The 25,908-nt window shown below is 59.5% G+C and carries 17 protein-coding genes and 2 pseudogenes; 11 read left to right on the top strand and 8 right to left on the bottom strand.

The window, feature by feature from the left end; translation table 11 throughout:
- Positions 1-9: 9 nt before the first annotated feature.
- The 5 genes from GZH52_RS10895 to GZH52_RS10875 are packed head-to-tail and all read left to right on the top strand — an operon-like array spanning position 10 to position 5,364.
- On the top strand, positions 10-1,185 hold the full coding sequence (locus tag GZH52_RS10895) for an O-antigen polymerase (RefSeq protein WP_163316494.1): 1,176 nt from the start codon (positions 10-12) through the stop codon (positions 1,183-1,185).
- Positions 1,185-2,405 (top strand): oligosaccharide flippase family protein, encoded by a 1,221-nt coding sequence (locus GZH52_RS10890; protein ID WP_163316493.1) that lies wholly within the window; start codon positions 1,185-1,187, stop codon positions 2,403-2,405. Before GZH52_RS10895 ends, GZH52_RS10890 begins: the two co-directional genes overlap by 1 nt.
- Positions 2,405-3,574: a glycosyltransferase gene (locus GZH52_RS10885; protein ID WP_163316492.1), complete on the top strand. Its 1,170-nt coding sequence runs from the start codon at positions 2,405-2,407 to the stop codon at positions 3,572-3,574. The genes GZH52_RS10890 and GZH52_RS10885 overlap by 1 nt, the downstream gene beginning before the upstream one ends.
- Positions 3,543-4,448, top strand: coding sequence for a glycosyltransferase family 2 protein (locus GZH52_RS10880; protein ID WP_163316491.1), 906 nt, complete (start codon positions 3,543-3,545; stop codon positions 4,446-4,448). Before GZH52_RS10885 ends, GZH52_RS10880 begins: the two co-directional genes overlap by 32 nt.
- A 7-nt stretch (positions 4,449-4,455) precedes the next feature.
- Positions 4,456-5,364 carry a glycosyltransferase gene (locus GZH52_RS10875; protein ID WP_163316490.1) on the top strand — a complete coding sequence of 303 codons (909 nt, stop codon included), beginning with the start codon at positions 4,456-4,458 and terminating at the stop codon, positions 5,362-5,364.
- Between the two features lie 80 nt (positions 5,365-5,444).
- On the opposite strand, the pseudogene GZH52_RS16850 reads toward GZH52_RS10875, so the two are convergent.
- A pseudogene (locus GZH52_RS16850) lies at positions 5,445-5,648 on the bottom strand (transposase); the annotation flags it as partial.
- Between the two features lie 140 nt (positions 5,649-5,788).
- Between GZH52_RS16850 and GZH52_RS10870 the strand changes: the two are divergent.
- Together GZH52_RS10870 and GZH52_RS16845 are read left to right on the top strand one after the other, a co-directional pair.
- Positions 5,789-6,688 (top strand): IS5 family transposase, encoded by a 900-nt coding sequence (locus GZH52_RS10870; RefSeq protein ID WP_163316489.1) that lies wholly within the window; start codon positions 5,789-5,791, stop codon positions 6,686-6,688.
- Positions 6,689-6,767: 79 nt separating this feature from the next.
- Positions 6,768-6,998 (top strand): annotated as a pseudogene (locus GZH52_RS16845) (sugar phosphate nucleotidyltransferase); the annotation flags it as partial.
- Positions 6,999-7,157: 159 nt separating this feature from the next.
- Here GZH52_RS16845 and GZH52_RS10860 read toward each other — a convergent pair.
- From GZH52_RS10860 to GZH52_RS10845, 4 genes are all read right to left on the bottom strand, one after another.
- The gene (locus GZH52_RS10860; protein WP_163316487.1) at positions 7,158-8,309 is read right to left on the bottom strand and encodes an MraY family glycosyltransferase; all 1,152 of its coding nucleotides are present in this window, start codon (positions 8,307-8,309) and stop codon (positions 7,158-7,160) included.
- Between the two features lie 150 nt (positions 8,310-8,459).
- On the bottom strand, positions 8,460-8,795 hold the full coding sequence (locus GZH52_RS10855; protein ID WP_163316486.1) for a ComEA family DNA-binding protein: 336 nt from the start codon (positions 8,793-8,795) through the stop codon (positions 8,460-8,462).
- A gap of 71 nt (positions 8,796-8,866) precedes the next feature.
- A complete protein-coding gene (locus tag GZH52_RS10850) occupies positions 8,867-9,643 on the bottom strand; it encodes a ferredoxin--NADP reductase (protein ID WP_163316485.1) in 777 nt (258 codons plus the stop codon).
- Positions 9,644-9,725: 82 nt separating this feature from the next.
- Positions 9,726-10,868, bottom strand: coding sequence for a trans-sulfuration enzyme family protein (locus GZH52_RS10845; RefSeq protein WP_163316484.1), 1,143 nt, complete (start codon positions 10,866-10,868; stop codon positions 9,726-9,728).
- A 213-nt stretch (positions 10,869-11,081) separates the two neighbouring features.
- Between GZH52_RS10845 and GZH52_RS10840 the strand changes: the two genes are divergently transcribed.
- Positions 11,082-12,842, top strand: a complete 1,761-nt coding sequence (locus GZH52_RS10840; RefSeq protein ID WP_163316483.1) for an AMP-dependent synthetase/ligase — start codon at positions 11,082-11,084, stop codon at positions 12,840-12,842.
- A gap of 275 nt (positions 12,843-13,117) precedes the next feature.
- Here GZH52_RS10840 and GZH52_RS10835 read toward each other — a convergent pair whose 3' ends face one another.
- Together GZH52_RS10835 and GZH52_RS10830 are read right to left on the bottom strand one after the other, a co-directional pair.
- Positions 13,118-15,373, bottom strand: coding sequence for an arginine/lysine/ornithine decarboxylase (locus tag GZH52_RS10835; protein ID WP_163316482.1), 2,256 nt, complete (start codon positions 15,371-15,373; stop codon positions 13,118-13,120).
- Between the two features lie 376 nt (positions 15,374-15,749).
- Entirely contained in the window at positions 15,750-17,333 is a 1,584-nt protein-coding gene (locus GZH52_RS10830; protein WP_163316481.1) for a phospholipase D-like domain-containing protein, read from the bottom strand.
- Positions 17,334-17,582: 249 nt separating this feature from the next.
- Here GZH52_RS10830 and gltB point away from each other — a divergent pair, with 249 nt between their 5' ends.
- The 3 genes from gltB (at position 17,583) to GZH52_RS10815 (ending at position 24,292) form a co-directional block, all read left to right on the top strand.
- Complete coding sequence (gene gltB, locus GZH52_RS10825; RefSeq protein WP_163316480.1) at positions 17,583-22,031, top strand: glutamate synthase large subunit; 4,449 nt, start codon at positions 17,583-17,585, stop codon at positions 22,029-22,031.
- A gap of 46 nt (positions 22,032-22,077) precedes the next feature.
- Positions 22,078-23,493 (top strand): FAD-dependent oxidoreductase, encoded by a 1,416-nt coding sequence (locus GZH52_RS10820; protein WP_163316479.1) that lies wholly within the window; start codon positions 22,078-22,080, stop codon positions 23,491-23,493.
- A gap of 103 nt (positions 23,494-23,596) precedes the next feature.
- Entirely contained in the window at positions 23,597-24,292 is a 696-nt protein-coding gene (locus tag GZH52_RS10815) for a peptidoglycan DD-metalloendopeptidase family protein (protein WP_163316478.1), read from the top strand.
- On the opposite strand, the gene GZH52_RS10810 is transcribed toward GZH52_RS10815, so the two are convergent.
- Complete coding sequence (locus GZH52_RS10810) at positions 24,289-25,530, bottom strand: TIGR03862 family flavoprotein (RefSeq protein WP_163316477.1); 1,242 nt, start codon at positions 25,528-25,530, stop codon at positions 24,289-24,291. The two genes, GZH52_RS10815 and GZH52_RS10810, sit on opposite strands and share 4 nt — an antisense overlap.
- Positions 25,531-25,908 lie beyond the last annotated feature (378 nt).

The following is a 25,908-nucleotide window of genomic DNA, read 5'->3' as shown; positions in this document are numbered from 1 at the left end:
ATATCGCAAATGAATAAAATTATAACGCACCCATTTATTATATTTTTCATTGTTTGGTCTACCGTAATAGCCCTCTACTCCGGAAAATGGTCAAACATTTTAATATTTAACCCAGAAGAATATATAAGCTTTTATATAATATATCTTATAACACCATTTCTTTTCGGCTCCATTGTTGGAACTCAAGCAGGACTGTTAAAAACAAAAAATAAAAAGCTCACACCACCACCAAAAAAATCAATAACAACACAAACCATAAGTAATAAAAAAATCAAAATACTGTTAACCACACTAATAATTGGAAGTACATTTGAAGCCATTACCTTGCAAGGAGTCCCACTTACATGGGCCATAACCGGTGACAGTAGGGGTTATGCAGATTATGGCTATTCTGGACTACATGGAATACTTAACTCCATAAACCTATATCTTTTGATGGTTTATTTCATAAAATATATTGAAGAAAAAAAGGACCTTAATAAAATAATTTTTCTATTCATATGGATGCTATGTATGTTTAGTAGATTTTTAGTAATGGTATCTATCGTACAATTGTTTTTTGTATATCTATATAAAACAAATAATTTAAAAGTAATCACCTTTGTTAAATTAACGATGGCAGCAATAACTATTTCATTTATATTCGGAACTCTTGGAAACATAAGATCCTTTAATGAAGGAACAAGTAATTCTTTTATGGAGCTTGCTGAAATAAATGAAAATTACCCCGCATGGATTCCGAACGAATTTACTTGGTCGTACATGTACCTAACAACACCTTTTAATAACTTATTAAACATAGCAAACACTAGCCACATAAACTATTCATTGACAAATACATTATCAGGCTTGGTGCCAAATGTTTTAAAAAAATTTATTTTTGCAGAATCCGATTTGGCCACTGACATATTGGTACATGAATCATTTAATATGAGCACAGGCTACGCACCAATTGTAAATGACCTAGGGACACATGGAATAATAATTTTCAACATACTACTTGGACTGATCTCCTCATACAAGTGGTGCAGGATAAAAAACAATAGAGACTGCATGGAATATGCAATCATTGCACAATCTGTATTTTATTTAATCTTCTTCAACCCGCTGCTTTCCCTTCCAATAATATTTCAATTTTTATTAATTTGGTACAGCAAAAAACATCCTGCAAAGAATAACAATTAATGACAAAGCATCACATAGTTAACATTGCCTGGGCTCTAATAGACAAGCTTGTCCAACTTACACTATCCATGATTACCGTAGGGTGGATTGCTAAATACTTTGGCGTCAGTAGTTTTGGATCATACCAATACGCTCTATCTGTCTTAATAGTAGCTACCAGCTTAACTTGGCTTTTTCCAGGTGAAATATTCTACAGATTACTAAACAGCAAGGGCGACGTAAATAAAAGATACATAACATCTTCTATAATTTTACGGGCAGCTATATCATTCACCGTATACATAACATTATTAATTTACACATATCTGCAATCAAATAACAGCGAAAGCTTTTCTTTTATATTCATATTATTAATAACAATACTATATTCAGAGCCCCTAGGCATTTTCAGATTCCTTTCAGATACCACTGGAAATACACACAAAGCATCTTTATTTAGGATATCTGCATCACTAGCGAAAACAGCATTTATATATACAGCCATAAAATTGGAACTCAACCACAATGCCATTGTCTTGGCATCCCTGGTAGAGCCTGCAATCACATCAACTGCCTGCGTTTATATTTACAAAAAACTCAATACCCTATACAGGTTTAACTTAACGGACTACAAAAAAACAATAGCCACAAAACTATTAATTGATGGAATCAAATTTTGGCCAGGACTAATATTCATGTATGCATTCATGAGAATGGATAGGCTAATGCTAAAAGACAAAATACAAAGTGAAATATACGGGCATTATACTGCCGCAATGAGCATTTTTGATTTGATACCAACACTAGCAACACTTTTCATAGCGATCCTAGCGCCAAGCATGGTTTACAACAATAAAAATTCAGCATTAAAAAACATAACTAAGCTAACGCTCGTACTACTGATTGCATCCCTTGTGATAGTACTATTGTCGCAGCTAATATCTACCAAATTAATAAATTTAATATTCGGCCTTTCCTTTAATCAGGCATCCGAAATCCTAAACATTGCAATACTAATTACACCCATAATATTCGTTGACTTCTCACTTTCAACATTCATTATCAAAAATGGCAAAGGCATTGCATACTCACTTAAATGGACTGCCTCAGCCTTGGTTTGCTTTTTAACAATAAAGTTAAACACCGGATGGGAGTCTGGCATATACGGCCAAGCTATTGGCTGGGCCACTAGCGCCTCCATATCTATACTATACATAATACATACCCGAGAAAAAAAGTAATGCTACAGCAAATAATCGAAATGTTAAAAAAACAACAAACTTTTGTGACAATCTATGAAAGAATTTTTCAGCGCCCCATATTGAACATATTCAATAAAAAACACAACAAATCTGCACTTATTTCATATAGCACTTATCATTTCAAAAAGAAAAATTATACGCCTCACTCCAACTATCAAGAATCTGTATTCATGGCCAATGCCCTTGATGAACTAGGTTATAACGTTGACATCGAAAACAATAACAGATTTAGCAAACTAGACTTATCCAAGTACGATCTTATAATAGGAGAAGGAATTCCTTTATTTCAAGCAGCCGCAACATTCAGCCCTGCTATTCGTGTATTTTATGCCACTGGATCGCATCCATGGCAGTGCAACAATGCTTCCCTAGGAAGATTAACTGATTATTTTAATAAATATAAAAAACTACCACTCGAATCTTTGCGCATAAATGACTATCGATGGGGCATTGCGGCAAACGCTGCCGATGCGATTATATGCATTGGGAATGACTACACAATATCAACTTTCATAGATTATGGCTGTAAAAACATATATCGCATAAACCCCACCTATCATACAAATAATGATTTCACAAACAAATCACTTGAGCAAATTGAAAAAAGTAGAAAAACCGCCTTATGGTTTGGCAGCTATGGTCTTCTTCACAAAGGCTTAGACATAACTATCGAGGCATTTTCCAAAAGACCAGATTGGACATTACACGTATGCGGACACACATCTAAAGAAGCTTATTTTTTAAACAACTTGCCGATAGGCAAAAACATTTACATCCATGGGTTTGTCAATATAGAGTCTTCAAAATTCAAATCCATTATCAATGATTCATGCTTTGTCATTCTGCCTTCTTGCTCAGAAGGGATCGCGACATCCGTAATAACGGCAATGGGCCGCGGAGGATTAATTCCAATCGTAAGTAAACAATGCGGCATAGACATAGGTGATTTTGGCATTGAAATAGAAGAGTTGACGTGCTCCTCCATTATACAAACACTCGACTACTGCGATTCCATTGAAACAAACACCCTATTAAACAACACAGAAAAAAGCCACCATGAAGCCACAATAAAATACAGCGAATATCAATATAGAGAAAAAATGAAAGAATACATACATGAAATCACAAAAAAATCAACCATTAGTTAGCATACTTGTACCTTGCTACAATCATCAAAAATATATAAAAACTTGCTTGGAATCATTAAAAAATCAAGATTATGGCCGCATTGAATTAATAATCATTGATGATGGATCAACAGATAGCTCATATGAAATCATAAAAACCTGGTCTATCAATAATAAAAATTATTTTGAGAATTTATCTCACAAAAAAACTATAAACAATGGAATCACAAAAACGCTTTCGACTCTTGTCAACGAATCGAATGGTGAATATATTGCATTTTGTGCTAGCGATGACAAGCTAGACAAAGCAAGTATAACTTCACGTTTAAAAGGGTTTACGAGCGATAATACGGCTGCTGTTTTTGGTAAGGCAAAACTTATTAATGGCGAAGATAAAATATTAAGTGATGATGCAGCCAAGAAGTTGTATGGCGCGAACTTTAAAAACAAATCGGGCGAACAAGTAGTAAAAGAATTATTTTTCCGTTGGTCTCTCGTTGGCCCTGTAACGATGTATAGGCGTTCTGCGATAATGAAAGCGGGCGGGATAGACACTCGATACATAGCAGAAGATAGGAGCCTATTCCTAAGAATAATTAAACAAGGTGACTATAGCTATATAGATGAACACGTGGCCGAATACAGAATCCATAATAAATCGATAACTAGGAATATTTCTGGTCGACTAATAATACCAAAAGATATAGCAACTCTACACGTCGAACAACAATTTAAATTTACCGGAATCCGGCATTTACACCTTAAATCCAACCGCATTGACTTGACTTTAATGTGCAAAATTGAAAACGGGAACTATTTGTGTTTAATTCCACTGCTATTATTTCGCGTAACTCGTAAGCTATTGGTCGCCCTATATTTAAAAACATCAAAATAGATTGAACATGAACAAGACAATTAACATTGGAGTTATAATCGCCTCGTTCAATGGCGAAAAGCATATAATACAGCAGATAACATCCATAACAAAACAAAGCCTACCGGATGATCATGTCATTAATATTTTTATTGGTGATGATATGTCCACCGATAAAACCATTGAGAAAATTTTTGAATTCAAAAAATCAAATCCCAAGATAACATTTTTGCAAAACATAAAATCAAGTGGATCTGCTGGGCAAAACTTCTTCCGACTGTTGGCTAGTGTAAATTTAGAAAATTTTGATTATATTTCTTTGTCTGACCAAGACGACATATGGTCAGCAGATAAAATATTTACTGCCATTTCGAAAATTGAAGAGCACAACGTAGATTGCTACTCTTCGAATGTAACTGCATTTTGGCCTAGTGGCAGGCAGGAACTAATCAACAAAGCACAACCCCAGACAAAATGGGACTATATGTTTGAAGCAGCGGGTCCTGGCTGCACCTATGTAATAACAAAAAAATTCGCATTGGAATTACAAAATACATTGCGAGACAAAAAAAATGATTCTTCTCTTATAGATTTGCATGATTGGACTATCTACTCATGGGCACGTAGCAAAGGATATTCATGGTATATTGATCCAATGCCATCAATGCTCTATAGGCAGCATGCGAGCAATGTTATCGGTGTTAATAGCGGCTTTAAAGCCGCCTTATCAAGAATTAGAAAAATCCGCTCGGGAAATTACAGATCTCAGATATTAATTACAGCTACATTCTGTGAAAGCAGTGCAGCTGCGCCAATTAAGAAACTGGAAAGGTTTAATTTTGCAGATCGATTATGGTTAATTTTCCATGCACGACACATGAGACGACGACTACGGGATAAGTTTGCAATAGCAATTTCATTTTTAATTATGAAATAACTGTCGTATCCCCAACGACCATCTGCGCAAGCGCATCTGGAGCCGGATTCAAAAAGTAAGTGCAACTCCCTGCAAGCCCTTCAATTCAAGGGCTTGCTTCCGTGGAAGACCTTGGCTGGCGAATGCCAGCCAAGCCGTTTTCTCGGTCGATGATTCAACTTTCGCTCGACCTCGTCCAGGTCCGTCTGCGTCACTTTCGTGAAATCTGTCTTCCCTTTCGGGAAGTATTGCCGCACCAGGCCGTTCAAATGCTCGTTGCAGCCCCGCTGCCAAGAGCTGTACGGATGCTTCTAGAAACCTGCTGCCAAGTGAGCAGCAAGCCCTCTTGTTGAGCAAATCCTCAGCCATCTGGCGCAGTTATCGTCTTTGAACCGGCTTTGTTGCACAACTCCCTCTCGCTGACCTTGTCAGGTAGCATCCGGACATGAGTAAACCCGCACCGCCCCGCTACAAGACGACCAACGGGGCCAAGTATGATGCCGCGCTCAAGGCGCGCGGCTCACTTCTGATCTGGCTTGACACCAACTTTCAATGGCAGGCCGAACCTTCCGGCAAGCCCGGCCGCTCTGCAACCTTCAGCGATGTAGCCATCCAGTTCTGCCTGTCCGTCAAATGCCTGTTTGGCTTGGCGTTGAGGCAGACCATCGGCTTGAGCGAAAGCCTGATCAAACTGGCAGGTCTGGACTGGCAAGTGCCGAATTTCAGCACCCTCAGCCGTCGCCAACACTCGATCGCCGTTAAAATCCCGGCTCAGCAACACGGTCGAGGGCTTCAGCTGCTGATCGACAGCACGGGCATCCAGTTTCTCGGCGAGGGTGAGTGGAAGCGCAAGAAACACGGTGCCGAATACCGGCGCCAGTGGTGCAAGGTGCATCTGGGGATCGATGCAGAGACGCTGGAGATCCGCGCGATCGAAGTGACCGGTAACGGCGTGGGTGACGCCCCGATGTTGCCAGAGCTACTCAACCAGATCCCGTCTGACGAGCCGATTGCGAGCGTCAGCGCTGACGGCGCGTACGATACCAAAGCCTGCCACGCGGCCATTGCGGCACGTCACGCCGAAGCCATCATCTCGGCTCGCAAGAATGGTCGACCGTGGAAGGGGGATAGCGCGGGAGCCAGGGCGCGGAACGAAATTCTACGTGCTACCCGCAGGCTGGGCTCGACGATCTGGAAACGCTGGAGTGGCTACCACCGGCGTAGCCTGGTCGAAACGAAAATGCGCTGCTTCAAACGGCTGGGTGAGCGCGTCATGGCGCGGACGTTTGAACGTCAGGTGGCGGAGTTGCAAATTCGTGCGGCACTGCTCAACCGCTTCACGTAGTTGGGCAGGCCAGTTACGGTGCGCGTGGGGTAACTGCGTTTGGGGAAAGGGGAAGCCTAGCCTTCAGGAGATTTGTGCAACAAAGCCGTACGGGATTGTCGAAGTCGCCAAGGATAACGGCCAGCAGCGGGTGACCAGCATCGTCGAAAAGCCGCACCCGGACGTGGCACCTTCCACCCTGGCGGTGATCGGCCGCTACATCCTCACCCCGCGCATCTTCGACAAGCTGCTGACCACCCAGCCCGGCGCGGGCGGCGAGATCCAGCTTACAGACGGCATCGCCGCACTGCTGGAGGAAGAGCCGGTGCTGGTGAAGTAACCCCTTCATCCGGCGCTGCGCGCCACCTTCTCCCACCGGTTTCCGGTGCTCGGCTTGGATGGGAGAAGTGGCGTAGACGCCGTCACGGCATTCGCCGGATACGCCGCCTGCCGGCGGCTATCCGATCCTACGTATGCTACGTATGCGGTCTCAAGCAGCCTTGTTGTGCTTGACCAGCGCCGGCTTGGCGTGTGGGCGGGCCTTGCGCAGCACCAGCACCCGCGGTGCGCGGAAGGTCACCAGCCGACGGTATACCCACACGTAGCCCACCACAAACAGCAACGCGCATAACTGCAGCGCCCACTCCACCTTCCAGAACAGCAGGGCTGGCATGATCGAGAACAGCGCGACACCCCACAGGTAAGGCGCGGTCAGGCTGTTACGGCGGGTCAGGTGCTTGGCCTCCTTGCTGCCGACCATCCAGCGCACCAGCCGCTTGTACACCAGCATGTGAAAGTGCAAACCATCCGGCAGGCCGGGGGACATCTTGCGCACGAACTTTTTGCGCCAGATCGAGAACAGCGTCTCGAACACCGGGTAGATCAGTAACAGCAGCGGGAACCACGGAGACACCACGCCGGGATGGCGCGCTACCAGCAGCACGGCGAGTTCGGCCAGCAGGAAGCCGACCAGATACGCGCCGGCGTCGCCGGCAAAGATCATCCCGCGCGGAAAGTTCCACACCAGAAACCCCAACATGCTGCCTGCCAGCGTCAGGCTGACCGCCAGCAGCGGCATGTCACCGACGGCCAGTGAAACATAGGCAATGGCGGCAGACGCAAACAGCACCACGCCGCCCATCAGCCCGTTGTAGCCGTCGATGATGTTCACCGAATGGCACACGCCACCGACGGCAAACACCGTCAGCACCATCGCCAGCACAGGCAGTGCGCTGAGCAGCTGGTCCAGCCCCGGAATGCCGACGCCCGGCAGCACCGCATTCACGCTGAACAGCGCGATCGCCGCCGACGCAAACGCGGCCAGCAGACGCACCAGCGGGCTCACCTTCTTGGTCAGGTCTTCAACCAGACCGGCGACAAACACAGGCGCGGCGGCCAGCAGCACGTCCCAGAACAGCGCGCGATCCGCCTGCGGCGCCCACATCAGCACCGCGCCGCCCGCCAGCAAACCGCCCAGCATCGGAATGCCGCCGATGCGCGGGGTGGGGGTGGCGTGGAATTTCTGCACGCCGCCCAAGTCGTGGTCCATCGACAGTTTGGCGTGCAGGTGCTGGGTGCGGATCAGCAGGATACCAACCGCCAGCGAGGCCAACAGCGAACAGAAGAAAATCGTCAACAACATGAAATCATCCCAAAAATGCTTGCGTAGATATGAATAAAGAATTGACCTGCTGGCAATTCTAAATCATCGCGCCAGCACCCGCACCCCTTGGCACTACGTGCGGCGGTAACGCAAACATAAAAAACCGGCCCATGCGGGCCGGTTCTGCGTTCAGGGCTTGGGCGCTGCTGGTTTGGCGCCCGCAGCCGCCGCGGGTGGCTTGGCCGCCGGCGCTGTCGCCGGTTTGGCCATTCCTCCGCCAACCGTCACGTCCTTGCGCAAGGCTTCCATGGTCTTGTCGCCGATGCCCGGCACCTTGTTGAGGTCGTCGACGCTCTTGAACGGGCCGTTCTTCGTGCGATAGTCGACGATGGCCTTGGCCTTGGCGGGGCCGATGCCGTTGAGCGCCTCGAGTTCGGCCTGGCTGGCGCTGTTGAGGTTGACGGCGGCCAGCGCCGAGGCGGACAGCAAGAGTGCGCCGAGCAAAGCGGCCAGTTTCTGGTACATGGTGCTGCTCCTTATCAACCGGTCACATCGACCGCCCACGCACTATAGACAAGGCGCACGCAGCCTCAAGCCTACCACCCGTTCTCCAACACCACCTGCGCGGGCTCGCGCAGGCGCGACAGCTTGAAGCCTTGCGCGACCAGCGTGCGGAAGGTATCGGCGACCATCTTCGGGTTGCCGCAGATCATCACCCGCCCCCCTGCGGGTTCCAGCGGCACGCCCGCCGCGCGCGCGAGTTCGCCATTTTCGATCAGTTGCGGCAGCCTGGCCGACAGCACGCTCGGCATCGCGTCGCGGGTGACCACCGGCAGGTAGCCGAACTTGTGCGCGTGCGCCTGCCACAGCGGGTGGTTCGGCAGTTGGGCGATGAAGTCCCGGTAGTTGAGATCCGCCGCGTCGCGCACGCCGTGCACCAGGCGGATCGCGCCGAAGCGTTGCCAGGTGGCGGGTAGCTGCAGGATGGAGAGGTAGGGCGCGAGGCCGGTGCCGGTGGCGAGCAGCCACAGCACCTCGCCGTCGGGCAAGCGGTCGGCGGTGAAGAAGCCGTTGGCACGCGCGTCGAGCAGCAACGTGTCGCCCACTTCCAGTCGGGACAGCCGCGGCGTCAGCAGGCCGTCGGGGACGACGATCGAGTAGAACTCGAGGTAGTCGTCCCACTCAGCGTTCACCATCGAATACGCACGCCAGACCTTTCCCGCGCCGTCTTCCAGCCCGATGCGGGCGAACTGACCGGCGGTAAAGCGCCAGTTGTCCGGCCGGCTGATGCGGAAGCTGAACAGCTTGTCGCTCCAGCGCTGACGCCACAGCACGGTTTCTCGGGTGAAGGATTCGGTGGCGGGTGCGCTCATGGTTATTCCTTAGCGTTTTGGTCGGATAAAACCATTGTCGGGGCAGCGCCCCGCGCGCACAAGCTCTGCCCCGCCATCCGCCTCAGCCCAGCGCCTGCGCAAGGTCTGCCAGCAGGTCGTCGATATCCTCGACGCCGAGCGACAGGCGCAGGCCGCCTTCCCGCAGGCCAAGCGCCTGCTTGTCAGCAGGTGGCAGCGAGCCGTGCGACATCGTCCAGCTATGGTTGATGAGCGACTCGACCCCGCCCAGCGACTCGGCGAGCGCAAACAGCTTTAATGATGTCGCGACACGGTTGGCCGCCTCGCGCGTGTCTTCCTTTAGATAGATCGACACGATGCCGCCGAACGCGCGCATCTGCCGCGCGGCCAGCGCGTGCTGCGGATGGTCGGAGAGCCCCGGGTAGAACACCTTCTCCACCGCCGGATGCTCTCTAAGGAAGCGCGCGGCCTGTAGTGCGTTCTCACAGTGGCGCTGCATGCGCAGCGCCAGCGTCTTGATGCCGCGCAGGCAGAGGAAACAGTCCTGCGGGCCAGGCACGTTGCCGGCAGAGTTCTGCACGAAGCGAATCGCCTGGAACAGCTTGTCGTCGTTGACCGCAACCAGGCCCAGCAACACGTCGGAGTGGCCACCGAGGTATTTGGTCGCCGAATGGACGACGATATCGGCGCCCAGGTCGAGCGGATTCTGCAGGTAGGGCGTCGCGAAGGTGTTGTCGACGGCGACCGGCACGCCGTGTGCGCGGGCAATCGCCGACAGCGCGGCGATGTCGACCAGATTGAGGAGCGGGTTGGTCGGCGATTCCAGCCACACCAGCTTGACCGCCGGGTTCAGCGCCGCCTCCAGCCGCGCCGGGTCGGTCAGGTCGACGAAGCTCACCTTGACGCCCCACGGCACCATCACCCGGGTCAGCAGCCGCCAGGCACCGCCGTACAAGTCGGCCACCGCGACCACCTCGTCGCCGGGCTTGAGGCACGCGCGCAGCACGGCGTCGATCGCCGCCATCCCGCTGGCAAACGCCATGCCGTGCTGGGCGTTTTCGAGGCTGGCCAGCGCCCCCTCCAGCGCGGCGCGGGTCGGCGTTCCGCTGCGCGCGTACGAAAAATCGCGTGCCTCGCCGATCTCGTCGAAGGCAAACACCGAGGTCTGGTAGATCGGCGGCATCACCGCGTTGCGGTGGCCGTGATGGTCGTAGCCTGCATGGACGGCGCGGGTGGAAAACTTCATCTTAACCCTCGGATTTATAAGTCAAACGTTTGAACAGTCCGGGCGAGGACTTGCCTGCCGGCCACATTTTTTTCGATACCACACGGTATCGTTCTAACGCGGACTTGTTGCCGATTCCAGCTTGATATCGGACAAATCCGCCTCGGATCAAGGCTTTACAGCATTGGCGAATGGGGATATGGTGCGTCCTTTCGCATTCGAACCCGATTTCGCATGAAGCTTGAACGCGCCTTTGACTTCCTTTACCACCAGCTGGAAACCCAGCCCCGCCCCGACTGCCTGAGCGCCCGCAAGGGCAAACAGTGGCTGCGGCTGTCGACCCCCGTGGTGGTGGAAACGATCAACCGCGTCAGCCATGGTTTCCTCCGCCTCGGCATCGGCCGCGGCGACCGCGTCGCGATCATGGCCGACAACTGCATCGAATGGGTACTGGTCGACCTCGCCCTGCAGCAGATCGGCGCGGTCAGCGTGCCGATCTACCCGACAGTCACCGTCGAGGACGCCAGCTACATCCTGATGCACGCCGACGTGAAGATGGCCTTCGTCGGCAACGCCTCGCAGCACAAGAAAGTCCACGAGGCGCTGGGCCGCATGAGCAGCCCGATCTACTCGTTCAACGACATCGAAGACGTGCGCTCGTGGCGCGAAGTCGAGATGCTGGGCGACGGCGGCGACGACGTGATGCTCGCAGCGCTGCGCGACAGCGTCCGCGCCGACGAGGTGTTCACCATCATCTACACCTCGGGCACCACCGGCCGCTCCAAGGGCGTGATGCTGTCGCACCACAACCTGGTGAGCACCGTGGCCGCCACCGCCGAGCATACCAAACTGCCGGTCGGCACGCTGCGCGCACTGTCCTTCCTGCCGCTGTCGCACATTTTCGAGCGCGCCGGCGTGTACTACTACATGTCCTCGTGCACCGGCGTCTACTTCGCCGGCGTCGAGCAGCTCTCCAGCGCGATGCAGGAAGTGCGCCCGCACACCTTCAGCGCGGTGCCGCGCGTGCTGGAAAAGCTGCATGACAAGCTGGCCGGCAAGGCGACCGAGCTGACCGGCTCCAAGCAGAAGCTTTACAAGTGGGCGCTCGAGCTTGCCGAAAACTACGACCCGAACGCCAAGCTTGGCCTGTGGCAGAAGGCGCAGCTCGCCTTCGCCGACAAGATGATCTTCAGCAAGTGGCGCGCGGCGATGGGCGGCGAGCTCAAGTGGGTCAACGTCGGCTCGGCCGCGCTGCAGCCGCGCCTGGCCCGCCTGATGTGGGCCGCCGGCATCATGGTCGCCGAAGGCTACGGCATGACCGAATGCTCGCCAGTGGTGACCGCCAACCTCTTCGACCCGGCGCGCGTGCGCATCGGTTCGGTCGGCGTGCCGCTGCCGCACGTCGAGGTGAAGATCGCCGAAGACGGCGAGATCCTGGTGCGCGGCCCGAACGTGATGGTCGGCTACTACAAGGAGCCCGAGCAGACCGCCGAGACCATCATCGACGGCTGGCTGCACACCGGCGACATCGGCAAGCTCGAAGACGGCGTGCTGACCATCACCGACCGCAAGAAGGAAATGTTCAAGACGTCGAACGGCAAGTACATCGCGCCGCAGGTGATCGAGAACAAGCTGAAGGAATCGGCGTTCATCGACCAGGTGATGGTGGTCGGCGACGGCCAGAAGTACGCCGCCGCGCTGATCGTGCCACTCTTCGACAAGATCAAGGAGTGGTGCGGCCAGCAGGGCATCGCCTACACCAGCGACGCCGAGATGGCGCGCAACCCCAAGGTGCAGGCGCTGATCGAGCGCGAGGTGAAGCGTTTCAACCGCTACTTCGGCAGCTGGGAGCACGTGAAGAAGATCGCGCTGGTCGACCGCGCCTGGTGCGTCGACGCCGGCGAACTGGCGCCGACGCTCAAGCTGCGCCGCAAGGTGATCGCCCAGCGCTGCAGTGCGCTGATCGAACGCCTGTTCCAGCACCACCCGGCCTGAGCACGCCAAACCGTCCCGCCAACCCCGCCAAACTTCGGCGGGGTTTTGTTTTTTCCTCCGTCGGCTCTCATTGCCGGTGCCGCCCTCTTCTGCCGGCTACCGCGAACCCTCCTCTTCGCCCACCCCCCTAGCAGCCCGACAGGACATTCCGCTTCCTGCCATGCCCGGCCCGAAGCTCGCCTGCGCCCACCTGTACCGCGCCAAGGCAAGGCCGCACGCGCAAAAAAAGGGCGGCCAAGCGGCCACCCTCTTTAACTGCTATCTGCAGCCAGCGCTTAACGCACGCAGTCGACGCAGTACACCTTGCGTCCGTCGACCTCGGTCGGCACCAGGCCGTGCACGTCGGTCTCGAAGCCCGGCAGCTCGCGGTTGAAGTCCTGCACGAACTTCAGATAGTCGACGATGGTGCTGTTGAAGCGCTCGCCCGGGATCAGCAGCGGGATGCCTGGCGGGTAAGGCGTCAGCAGCACGGCGGTGACGCGGCCGAGCAGTTCGTCGACCGGCACCCGCTCGATATCGCGATGCGCCATGCGCGAGAACGCGTCGGACGGCTTCATCGCCGGCTCCATCTCGGACAGGTAGATCTCGGTAGTCAGCCGCGCGATGTCGTGGCGCGCGTACAGCTGGTGGATCTTCTGGCACAGGTCGCGCAGGCCCACCCGCTCGTACTGCGGGTGCTTGGCGACGAACTCCGGCATGATGCGCCACATCGGCTGGTTCTTGTCGAAGTCGTCCTTGAACTGCTGCAGCAGCGAGATCAGCGTGTTCCAGCGGCCCTTGGTGATGCCGATGGTGAACATGATGAAGAAGCTGTAGAGGCCGGTCTTCTCGACCACCACGCCGTGCTCGGTCAGGTACTTGGTGACGATGGCCGCCGGGATGCCCATCTCCTCGAAGCTGCCGTCGACATCTAGGCCCGGGGTGAGCAGGGTCGCCTTGATCGGGTCGAGCAGGTTGAAGCCTTCCTCGATGCCTGCGAAGCCGTGCCAGCGCTCCTCGGGCTTGAGCTGCCATTCGGCCGGGTCGCAGATGCCGTCGTCGGACAGCGCCTGCGGGCCCCACACGCGGAACCACCAGTCGCTGCCGTACTCCTCGTCCACCTTGCGCATCGCGCGGCGGAAGTCCAGCGCCTCGACCAGCGACTCCTCGACCAGCGCCCGCCCGCCCGGCTGTTCCATCATCGCAGCGGCGACGTCGCAGCTGGCGATGATCGCGTACTGCGGGCTGGTCGAGGTGTGCATCAGGTACGCCTCGTTGAAGGAAGGCACGTCCAGCTGACGGTTCTGCGGGTCCTGCACCAGGATCTGCGACGCCTGGCTCAAACCGGCCAACAGCTTGTGGGTCGACTGGGTCGAGAAGATCATCGACTCCTTGCAGCGCGGGCGGTCCTCGCCGATGGCGTGGAAGTCGCCGTAGAAGTCGTGGAAGCTCGCGTGCGGCAGCCAGGCTTCGTCGAAGTGCAGGGTGTCGACTTCGCCGTCGAGCAGGCTCTTGATCTCCTCGACGTTGTACAGGATGCCGTCGTAGGTCGACTGGGTGATGGTCAGGATGCGCGGCTTGGCGTCCGGGTTCTTCTCGAGCGCCTCGCGCGCGAACGGGTTGGCCAGGATCTTGCGGCGGATGTTCTCCAGCGAGAACTCGCTCTTCGGGATCGGGCCGATGATGCCGTAGTGGTTGCGCGTCGGCATCAGGAACACAGGGATCGCGCCGGTCATCATGATCGCGTGCAGGTTGGACTTGTGGCAGTTGCGGTCGACCAGCACGATGTCGCCGGCGGCGACGGTGCTGTGCCAGACGATCTTGTTCGAGGTCGAGGTGCCGTTGGTGACGAAGAACAGGTGGTCGCAGCTGAAGATGCGCGCGGCGTTGTGCTCACTGGCTGCCACCGGGCCGGTGTGGTCGAGCAGCTGGCCCAGCTCATCCACCGCGTTGCACACGTCGGCGCGCAGCATGTTCTCGCCGAAGAACTGGTGGAACATCTGGCCGACCGGGCTCTTCAGGAAGGCGACGCCGCCGGAGTGGCCCGGGCAGTGCCAGGAATACGAGCCGTCGTTGGCGTAGTCGACCAGCGCGCGGAAGAACGGCGGTGCCAGGCTGTCGAGGTAGGACTTGGCCTCGCGGATGATGTGGCGGGCGACGAAGTCCGGCGTGTCCTCGTGCATGTGGATGAAGCCGTGCAGCTCGCGCAGGATGTCGTTCGGGATATGGCGCGCGGTGCGCGTCTCGCCGTACAGGTAGACCGGGATGTCCGGGTTGCGGCGGCGGATCTCGGCGACGAAGCCGTACAGCTTGCCCAGCGCGGCGTCGGTGCTGTCCTGCGTCTGGAATTCCTCGTCGTCGATGGAGAGGATGAAGCCGGCAGCGCGGCTTTGCTGCTGCGCGAACGCGGTCAGGTCGCCGTAGCTGGTGTAGCCGACCACCTCCATGCCGCGCTCTTCAATGGCGGACGCGAGCTCGCGGATGCCGGAGCCGCTGGTGTTCTCGGAACGGAAGTCTTCGTCGATGACGACGATGGGAAAACGAAAACGCATACCTGAGTCCCCTTGGGAATGAATCCAGGACACCAGGCGTCGGGCGAAGTCGCACTACGGCAAGGATGGGGTCGTCCCCCGCCTGCGGGCGGAGTCGGGGCCGGGCACCTGTAACGCCTTGCGGCCTTCGGCGCGAACGCCAGAAGTGTCACTCGGTGCGCGTTGGGGCACAGTTCTGTACGAGCGCTCCTTGCGGAGCCGCCGCCCGGGAAGGCTGGCCTTGAGGCGCGTTGTCACGTCAAATTCCGGCGCTACCACGCCGGTTCATTTGGGAGCTTTGCACCGCGGTCCGCCCCGGATGGCTAGCCATCTCACACGTCTGCCGGCTTAGGGCAGGCCTTGGCGGCCCGCCTTCGAATAACCCTGTGGGCGCGCATTATAGACGCGTGTCGTCCCGTGTAAAGACCTGATCCGCAGCGTGGGCGGCAGCTTCGCTGGCGACGGCCTCCCCGCGGCCTATTTTGGCCGGTTTTCCGCCCTGTACCGCAGCATTTTTGTAGCCCGCAGCGGCGTCCGCGCACGCACGCCGCTGGCGGTACAGCTGTAGCGAACGCGCAACAATGGTCACCCCGCCCAACGATAGCAGCAACAGGACGGGGGCGGCGGCCAGCCACGGGAAGAAGCCGACCGCGATCGCCACCAGCATGAGCGACGCGCCCAGCGTCAGCAAGGCCGACGCCTCGCTCGCCTCCAGCTCGCGCGTGCCGCGCACCACCGCGCCCAGCGTGTCGCCGATGCGCGCGGCTTGCCGCGCGGCGGCGCGGGCGGTCGCACGCGCGCGCACCGCGCCCGCCACCGGATTGAGCAGAGGCACCCCGTCGCCGCGCCTGGGCTGCGACAGTACCGGGCGGCCGCGCTTGCCGCCGAGCACCACCTCGGTCGCGTGGTCAAGGTCCTGGTAGAAACGCGCGGCGAGCTCGCCGGCGAGCGCTGCATCCTCGATCGACACGTCCAGTTCGCGGTTGGCGAGCCAGCTCGACACGTTGAGGTTGCTCGAACCGATGCGTGCCCAGCGCGCGTCGGCGACCGCGGTCTTGGCGTGGATCATCGGCCCGTTCCACTCGAACACCCGCACGCCGGCCTCCAACAGTGGCCGGTACTGGGTGCGCGACACCGTCGCGATCCAGCCGATATCGCTCGAGCGCGGTACCAGCAGGCGCACGTCGACGCCGTCGCGCGCGGCGTTCTGCAGCGCCGAGAGGTAGGTGCCGGTCGCCATGAAGTAGGCGTCGGTAATCCACAGCGTCTCGCGGGCGAACGCCGCGATCATCAGGTCGAGCCGCATCAGGTTGGCGCGGCTGGGGGTCGTCGCGATCAGCCGCGCGGCGACGCCGCCTTGTGCCGCAGGCACGCTGGCCGCCGGCAGCGGCTCGCCGCCGCAACTAACCCAGCTGTCGGAAAACGCGGCGAGCGCCTCGGCGAGCACCGGCCCTGCCAGCACCACGCCGGTATCGCGCCACGGCTCGACGCCGGCGCTAGCGTCCCCTTCCCAGCGGCTGCTCGCACACAGGCCGCCGACGAACACCCGGGCGGCGTCGACGATGATCTGCTTTCGGTGGTTGCGCCCGACAAAGCCAAGCCCGACCGACAGCGACGGCGGGTTGTAGGCACGCACCTGGGCGCCCGCGGCCTGCAGCGGCCGGAAAAACCCGGCCAGGCACTCGCGCGCGCAGCCGAACCAGTCAACCAGCAAGCGCACTTCGACGCCTGCGCGCGCGCGTTCGGCCAGCGCGTCGCGCAGGGTACGGCCGAATGCGTCGTCGGCGAACAGGTACATCTCGATGTAGACGCTCGTGCGGGCGGCGTGGATCGCTTCAAGCCATGCCGGGAAATTCTCGCCGCTGTCGTACAGCAGCTGCGCGCGGTTGCCGCCGAGCAGGGGCGTGCCGGCCGCGCGCGACAGCGCCTGCTCGGCGAGCGCGCGGCCGGCCATGCCTTCGGCGGGATCAGGTATTTCCATGTCTGACAATATGCGCAACACAATTGATGACAGGCGTCACTGCGCCCGGTCAAACCGTCGCCATAATTAAAACCGGCGTCTCAAAAACACAAATGCAACTGCATCAATGCGCCTTAGGGAAACCCCGTAAAAATCACGCAAGTTACTGTTTTGTATTGCATTTCGCACCGCACAAATACGTGTTGCGGCCTTGCCACTTATGACTTTAGAATCAAGTCATTCGTTTCACATTAATAGCAGGCAACCCACATGGACAGACAGCGCTGGCTAGCGGGCACGTTGTATCGCCCGGACTTCGAGCAGGACAGCTGCGGTTTCGGCCTGATCGCCCAGCTGGACGACAAGCCCAGCCACTGGCTGGTCGGCACCGCGATCTCCTCGCTCGCCAAACTGACGCACCGCGGCGCGGTCGCCGCCGACGGCAAGTCGGGCGACGGCTGCGGCCTCCTCTTCCGCAAACCGGACGGCTTTTTGCGCGCGGTCGCGCAGGAAGCGGGGCTCTCGCTCAAGGCAGTGTACGCTGCGGGGCTGGTGTTCCACCACCCTGACGAGGCCGCCGGCCAGAAGAGCCTGCGCCGCCTCAAGGAATACCTCGAAGAGCAGTCGCTCGAGGTCGCCGGCTTCCGCACGGTGCCGGTCAATACCGACGCCTGCGGCAAAGTCGCGCTGGAGACCCTGCCGGCGATGGTCCAGGTCTTCGTCAACTGCCCGTTCGGCATGGACGAGCCGACCTTCCAGCGCCGCCTGTATATGGCACGCCGCATGGCCGAGAAGGCGAACAAGGCCGACGACGCCTACTTCTACCTGCCGACGCTGTCGCCGCACACGCTGTCGTACAAGGGCCTGGTCACGCCGGACAACCTGCCCGAGTTCTACCTCGACCTGAAGGACCCGCGCTTCGAGTCCAGCCTGGCGGTGTTCCACCAGCGCTTCTCGACCAATACCTGGCCGCAGTGGAAGCTCGCGCAGCCGTTCCGCTTCCTCGCGCACAACGGCGAGATCAACACCGTGCAGGGCAACCGCAACTGGGCGCGCGCACGCGAACGCATCATGGCGTCCGAGCACCTCGACATGGACGCGGTGCGCCCCATCGTGCAGACCGACGGCTCCGACTCGATGAGCCTCGACAACATGCTCGAAGGCCTGCTGATGGGCGGCATCCCGCTGTTCCGCGCGCTGCGCCTGTTGGTGCCCCCAGCGTGGCAGAACGTCGACTCGACCGACAAGGACCTGCGCGCGTTCTACGAATTCAACTCGATGCACATGGAGCCGTGGGACGGCCCGGCCGGCATCGTGCTGACCGACGGCCGCTACGCGGCGTGCATGCTCGACCGCAACGGCCTGCGCCCGGCGCGCTGGGTGCTGACAAAAGACAACGTGCTGACCATCGCGTCCGAAGTCGGCGTGTGGGACTACAAGCCCGAAGACGTGGTCAGGAAGGGCCGCGTCAAGCCCGGCCAGCTGTTCGCGGCCGATCTGGCCACCGGCGAGCTCTTGCTGCCCGAACAGATCGACGCCCAGCTCAAGAGCGCCAAGCCGTACCGCCAGTGGATCAAGGAGTCCGCGCAGTATCTCGAGCTCTCCATCGAGGACGACAGCCAGCTCGAGGCGATGCCCAAGCAGCAACTGCTGACGCTGCAGAAGCTGTTCAACCTGAGCTTCGAGGAGCGCGACCAGATCCTGCGCGTGCTCGCCGAGGACGGCCAGGAGGCGGTCGGCTCGATGGGCGACGACACCCCGATGGCGGTGCTCAGCCAGAAGGTGCGCTCTCCATACGACTACCTGCGCCAGCAGTTCGCACAGGTGACCAACCCGCCGATCGACCCGATCCGCGAGGCGGTGGTGATGTCGCTCAACTCGGTGTTCGGCCCCGAGCGCAATATGTTCGAAGAGAGCGCCGAGCACGCCAAGCGCCTCGAAGTGCGCAGCCCGGTGCTCAGCCACGAGAAGTTCGTGCGCGTCACCACCCGCCCCGAGGCCTACCTGAAGTCGACCAGCTTCGACCTGTGCTACGACCCGGCCGAAGGCGCGCTGGAAGACGCGCTGCGCCGCCTCGCCCGCCACGTGACCGACGCGGTGCGCGAAGGAACGGTCGTCGTCGTGCTGTCCGACCGCAACCTCACCGCGAACCGCCTGCCCATCCACGCGCTGTTCGCGACCGGCGCGGTACACCACGCGCTGATCGACGCCGGCCTGCGCTGCAAGACCAATATCGTGGTCGAGACCGGCACCGTGCGCGACGCGCACCAGATGGCGTGCCTGATCGGCTACGGCGCGACCGCGGTCTACCCCTACCTCGCCTACCAGAGCATCATCGAGCTGGTGCAAAGCGGCGAGGTCAAGTGCAAGGTCAACGAGGCGCTGCAGCACTACCGCAAGGGCATCAACAAGGGCCTGTTGAAGGTGCTCTCCAAGATGGGCATCTCGACCATCGCGTCCTACCGCGGCGCCCAGCTTTTTGAAGCGGTCGGCGTACACGGCGACGTGGTCGAGCTGTGCCTGAAGGGCACCGTCTCGCGCATCGGCGGCGCCAGCTTCGACGACTTCGAGGACGATCAGAAGAAACTGTCCCGCTACGCGTTCAACCCGATGCGTCCGCTGACGCAGGGCGGCCTGCTCAAGTACGTGCACGGCGAGGAGTACCACGCGTACAACCCGGACGTCGTCACCATGCTGCAAAAGGCAGTACAGAACGACGACTACGACGCGTACCAGACCTACGCGCACCTGGTGAACACCCGCCCGGTCGCCATGTTCCGCGACCTGATGCAGCTCAAGCTCGCGCCGACGCCGATCCCGCTGGACGAGGTCGAGCCGATCGAGGCCATCCTCAAGCGCTTCGACTCCGCCGGCATGTCGCTGGGCGCGCTCTCGCCCGAGGCGCACGAGGCGCTGGCGATCGCGATGAACCGCCTGGGCGGCCGCTCCAACAGCGGCGAAGGCGGCGAAGACGCGGCGCGCTACGGCACCGAGAAGATGTCGAAGATCAAGCAGGTGGCTTCCGGCCGCTTCGGCGTCACCCCGCACTACCTGGTCAACGCCGAGGTGCTGCAGATCAAGGTCGCACAGGGCGCCAAGCCCGGCGAAGGCGGCCAGCTGCCGGGCGACAAGGTGTCCGGCCTGATCGCCCGCCTGCGCCACGCCAAGGAAGGCGTCAGCCTGATCTCGCCGCCGCCGCACCACGACATCTACTCGATCGAAGACCTAGCGCAGCTGATCTTCGACCTGAAGGAAGTCAACCCGTCGGCGCTGGTTTCGGTCAAGCTGGTTGCCGAACCGGGCGTCGGCACCGTTGCCGCCGGCGTGGCCAAGGCCTACGCCGACCTGATCACCATCTCCGGCTACGACGGCGGCACCGGCGCATCGCCGCTGACCTCGGTCAAATACGCCGGCACGCCGTGGGAGCTGGGCCTGTCCGAGGCGCAGCAGGTGCTGCGTGCCAACGGCCTGCGCGGCCGCGTGCGCGTGCAGACCGACGGCGGCCTGAAGACCGGTCTTGACGTGGTCAAGGCCGCCGCGCTCGGCGCCGAGAGCTTCGGCTTCGGCACCGGCCCGATGGTCGCGCTCGGCTGCAAGTACCTGCGCATCTGCCACCTGAACAACTGCGCGACCGGCGTCGCCACCCAGGAAGTGAAGCTGCGCTCGAAGTACTTCATCGGCCTGCCCGAGATGGTGATGAACTACTTCCTGTTCATCGCCCGCGAGACGCGCGAATGGATGGCCAAGCTGGGCGTGCGCAGCATGGAAGAGCTGATCGGCCGCATGGACCTGATCGAGCTTGCCGAGGGCGAGACCGCCAAGCAGCAGAAGCTCGACCTCGCCCCGCTGATCAGCCTGGGCCAGGTGCCGGACAGCGAGCCGCGCTTCTGCGTCAGCGAGTCCAACCCCTCGTTTGACAAGGGCGAGCTTGCGCAGCAGATGCTTTCCGACGCGAAGGGTGCGATCGCGGCCAAGCAGATGCTGCAGCTCGAGTATCCGGTCGAGAATATCCACCGCTCGATCGGCGCGCGCCTCTCCGGCGAGATCGCCCGCGTGCACGGCGCCGAAGGCCTGCCGTTCGGCTGCCTGAAGGTCAAGCTGACCGGCTCGGCCGGCCAGAGCCTGGGCGTGTGGAACGCGCCAGGGCTGCACCTCGAACTGGAAGGCGATGCCAACGACTACGTCGGCAAGGGCATGGCCGGCGGCCGCGTGGTGATCTACCCGCCCAAAGCCGCGAGCTACAAGGCGAGCGAGTCCATCATCATCGGCAACACCTGTCTGTACGGCGCGACCGGCGGCCAGCTGTTCGCGGCGGGCGTCGCGGGCGAGCGCTTCGCCGTACGCAACTCGGGCGCGCTGGCGGTGATCGAGGGCGCGGGCGACCACTGCTGCGAGTACATGACCGGCGGCACCGTCGTCGTGCTGGGCGAGACCGGCTACAACTTCGGCGCGGGCATGACCGGCGGCTTCGCCTTCGTCTACGACAGGAACGAGCGCTTCCCGTACCGCTACAACAACGAACTGGTCGACATCCACCTGATCAACGGTGAGGCGATGGGCATGTACCGCGCCTTCCTGCTGGAGAAGATCGCCAAGCATGTCGAGCTGACCGGTTCCGAGACCGGCCGCGCGATGCTGGAGAACTTCGACGACTACGTCGACTACTTCTGGCTCGTCAAGCCCAAGGCGGCGAAGCTGGAATCCCTGTTGAAAGACTGACCGCGGACGGCGCCCGCCTGCCGCGGGCGCCGGCAAGGAATAGAACATGGCAAACGATGTCTTCCAGTTCATGAAGCTCAGCCGCAACCCCGGCGACAAGGTCGAAGCCGCGGTGCGCAAGGTCGAGTTCAAGGAAATCTACGCGCCGCTGCATCCGGTGGATGCGGCGGACCAGGCCGGGCGCTGCCTCGCCTGCGGCAACCCCTACTGCGAGTGGGAGTGCCCGGTGCACAACTACATCCCGAACTGGCTGAAGCTAGTGAAGGAAGGGCGCCTGTTCGAGGCGGCCGAAATGTCTCACAAGACCAACTCGCTGCCCGAGATCTGCGGCCGCGTCTGCCCGCAGGACCGCCTGTGCGAAGGCGCGTGCACGCTCGAACAGGGCGGCTTCGGCGCGGTCACCATCGGCAGCGTCGAGAAGTACATCACCGACGAGGCGTACAAGGCCGGCTGGCGCCCGGACATGAGCCAGGTGGTGTGGACCGACAAGAAGGTCGCGGTGATCGGTGCCGGCCCGGCCGGCCTCGCCTGCGCCGACGTGCTGGTGCGCAACGGCGTACGCGCAGTCGTGTTCGACCGCTACGAGGAGATTGGCGGCCTGCTGACCTTCGGCATCCCCGAATTCAAGCTGGAAAAGAGCGTGGTCCAGCGTCGCCGCGAGATCATGGAGGGGATGGGCGTCGAATTCCGCCTGAACACCGAAATCGGCCGCGACGTGTCCATCGACACCCTGCTCGCCGACTATGACGCAGTGTTCATGGGCATGGGCGCGTACAAGTACATGCAGGGCGGTTTCGCCGGCGAAGACACCTCGGGTGTGCTCGAGGCGCTGCCCTTCCTGATCAACAACGTACGCCAGAGCATGGGCACGCTAGGCGATGAAGCACCGCTTAACATGGCCGGCAAGCGCGTGGTCGTGCTCGGCGGCGGCGACACCGCGATGGACTGCAACCGCACCTCGATCCGCCAGGGCGCCCGCCAGGTGATCTGCGCGTACCGCCGCGACGAGGCGAACATGCCCGGCTCCAAGCGCGAAGTCACCAACGCGCGCGAGGAAGGCGTCGAGTTCCTGTGGAACCGCCAGCCGATGGGCGTGACCGCGGAGGCCGACGGCAGCCTGCTGCTGACGCTGGCCGAGACGCGGCTGGGCGCGCCGGACGCCAAGGGCCGACGCAGCGCCGAGGTGGTGCCGGGCAGCGAGACGCAGCTCGCGTGCGACCACGTGATCGTCGCCTTCGGCTTCCAGGCCGAAGCGGCCGGCTGGTTCGAGTCGGCGAACATCGTCACCGACGAGCGCGGCCGCACCGTCGCGCCGGCGCGCGGCGCGTTCAAGCATCAGACCAGCAACCCCAAGGTGTTCGCCGGCGGCGACATGGTGCGCGGCGCCGACCTGGTGGTGCGCGCGGTGTTCGAAGGCCGCCAGGCTGCCGAGGGCATGCTCGCCTACCTGCAGGTCTGGTAAGGCGGCGCGGGCTTCGCCCCGCCCGCTTGATCCTGCGCAAGCAAGGCGCCGGTTTATCCGGCGCCTTGTCCGTTCTGAAGGGGACGCAGTGTAGAATTGGCCGATGCTGTTCCGCTCTGCCCTGCTTCGCCTCGTCCCGCTTTCGCTCGCCGCCTTGCTCACCGCCTGCGCTGGGACGAGCGCGTACCCGCCCGTCAGCGCCGGCCACTACCGGGTACAGCCCGGCGACACCCTCTTCAGCATCGCGCGCCGCCACGGGCGCAGCGTCGCCGAACTCACGCGCTGGAACCGCATCGCCAACCCGGCCGAGCTCAACGCAGGCCAGGTGCTCAGGGTAATCCCGCCGCCGACTTACGCAGGCTCCCCGTCCGTCTCCACAGCGCCCAAGCGCCCGAGTGCCGGCCGCCCGGTTAATCCGCCAAAACCCGCCCCGGCACGCCCGGCCATCAAGCTCGACTGGCCTCTCAAGGGTCCGCTGATCGCGCGCTTCTCTAGCCGCAACAAGGGCGTCGATATCGCCGCCAAGCTGGGAGACCCGGTGCGCGTCGCGTCGCCGGGCAAGGTCGTCTACGCGGGCCAAGGCATCCGCGCCTACGGCAACCTGCTGATCGTCAAGCACGACGAGCACCACCTGACCGCGTACGCGCACAACCAGCGCCTGTTGGTCGGCGAAGGGCAGACGGTGCGACGCGGCCAGCAGATCGCGACCGCGGGTTCTAGCGGCGCCGACCGCGTCAAGCTGCACTTCGAAGTGCGCGTGCGCGGCCAGGCGGTCGACCCGTTGCCCTACCTGAACTAGGTCCGTGCCCGCAGGTAACGCGCGGCTCCGTCGCCGGCGGCGCGGCCGGTCGCGAAGCACGCGGTCAGCAAATAGCCGCCGGTCGGCGCCTCCCAGTCGAGCATCTCGCCCGCGCAGAACACGCCGGGGCGCTTTCTTAGCATCAGCTGGCCATCCAGTTCGTCGAAACGCACGCCGCCCGCGCTGCTGATCGCCTCATCGAGCGGGCGTGGCGCGTCAAGCCTGATCGGCAAGGCCTTGAGCGCGGCGGCGAGCCGAGCCGGCTCGGCGATGGTCGCCTTGTCCAGGCACTCGTGCACCAGCGCCATGCGCACGCCCTTGAGCCCCAGCCGGCTTTGCAGGTGGCTGGCGAGCGAACGGGCGCCGCGCGGGCGGGCCAGTTCGGCCGCCACCCGCTCAGGGCTGAAATCAGGCAGCAAATCGACCCACAGCGTCGCATGCCCGTCCCGCTCGATCGCGTCGCGCAAGCGCGCCGACAGCGCGTACACTCCACCGCCCTCGACGCCGTAGCGGCTGATCACGAAACCCGCGCGCCGGAACGCCAGCTTGCCGTGGGCGTCCGCAACCGCCAAACCAACCGACTTGACCGCCTCGCCGGCGAAACGCTCGAGCAAGAAGTCCGACCAGCGTCGCTCGAAGCCGCAGTTGGACGGCGCAAGCGGCGCCACCGCGACGCCGGCCTGCTCAAGCAGCTCCACCCACGCGCCGTCCGAACCGAGCTTCTTCCAGCTGCCGCCGCCCAAGGCCAGCACCACCGCGTCGGCGGTCACCGACTGCCGGCCCTCGGGCGTATCGAAGCACAGCACGCCGTCGTCCGCCCAACCCTGCCAGCGCGCGCGCGGGTGGAACGCCACGCCGGCGCCGCGCAGGCGGGCGAGCCACGCGCGCAACAGCGGCGCCGCCTTCATCTGGCTGGGGAACACCTTGCCCGAGCTGCCGACGAAGGTGTCGACGCCCAGCGCGTGTACCCAGTCGCAGAGCATCCGGTTATCGAAGGCGTCCAGCCACGGCCTGAGCACGTCGGCACGCTCGCCGTAACGCTCGACAAAAGCCGGCCACGGCTCACTGTGCGTGATGTTGAGCCCGCCGACGCCAGCGAGCAGGAACTTGCGCCCGACCGACGGCATCGCGTCGTACACCGCGCACTCGAAACCGGCCGCGGCGATGCGCTCGGCGGCCATCAGCCCGGCCGGGCCGCCGCCGATCACCACCGCGCGGGGTGTGCTGCTGGAAGTCATGCAATCTTTCCGAAAATCAAAAGCTGATATCCCAATTGTAAGTTGGTGGGTTGAGCCCAGGTTTTGTGTCCGCTGCGCGGACCTGTTTGAGTGCCGCTTCCGCGCGGCGAACGGGCAAGGGGCTTGTAGCGACAAGCCCCTTGCATCCCAAACGCCCCCGAAGGCTCGCGACTTCCCCGTCAACAAAGACCCTGGCGAGGCGCTGGCCAACTCGCGATTCGCTACCGTCGAATCGCTCGAACAAGGGCCAGCTTAAAACCTCGCCAGCGCCTTTGTTGCCGGCGCGAGCCTACGCGGAAGGGAGGCTGACGCAATAACAGCCAGCGCTGTCAGCAACAGCACCACAACTTTTAATTACGACATAGCCAATAAAAACAC

The sequence above is a fragment of the Crenobacter caeni genome (assembly GCF_010435965.1).
Lineage (GTDB): Bacteria > Pseudomonadota > Gammaproteobacteria > Burkholderiales > Chromobacteriaceae > Craterilacuibacter > Craterilacuibacter caeni.
Note: the sequence above shows the minus strand (reverse complement) of the source record. Positions and strands in the feature narration are given on the sequence as shown.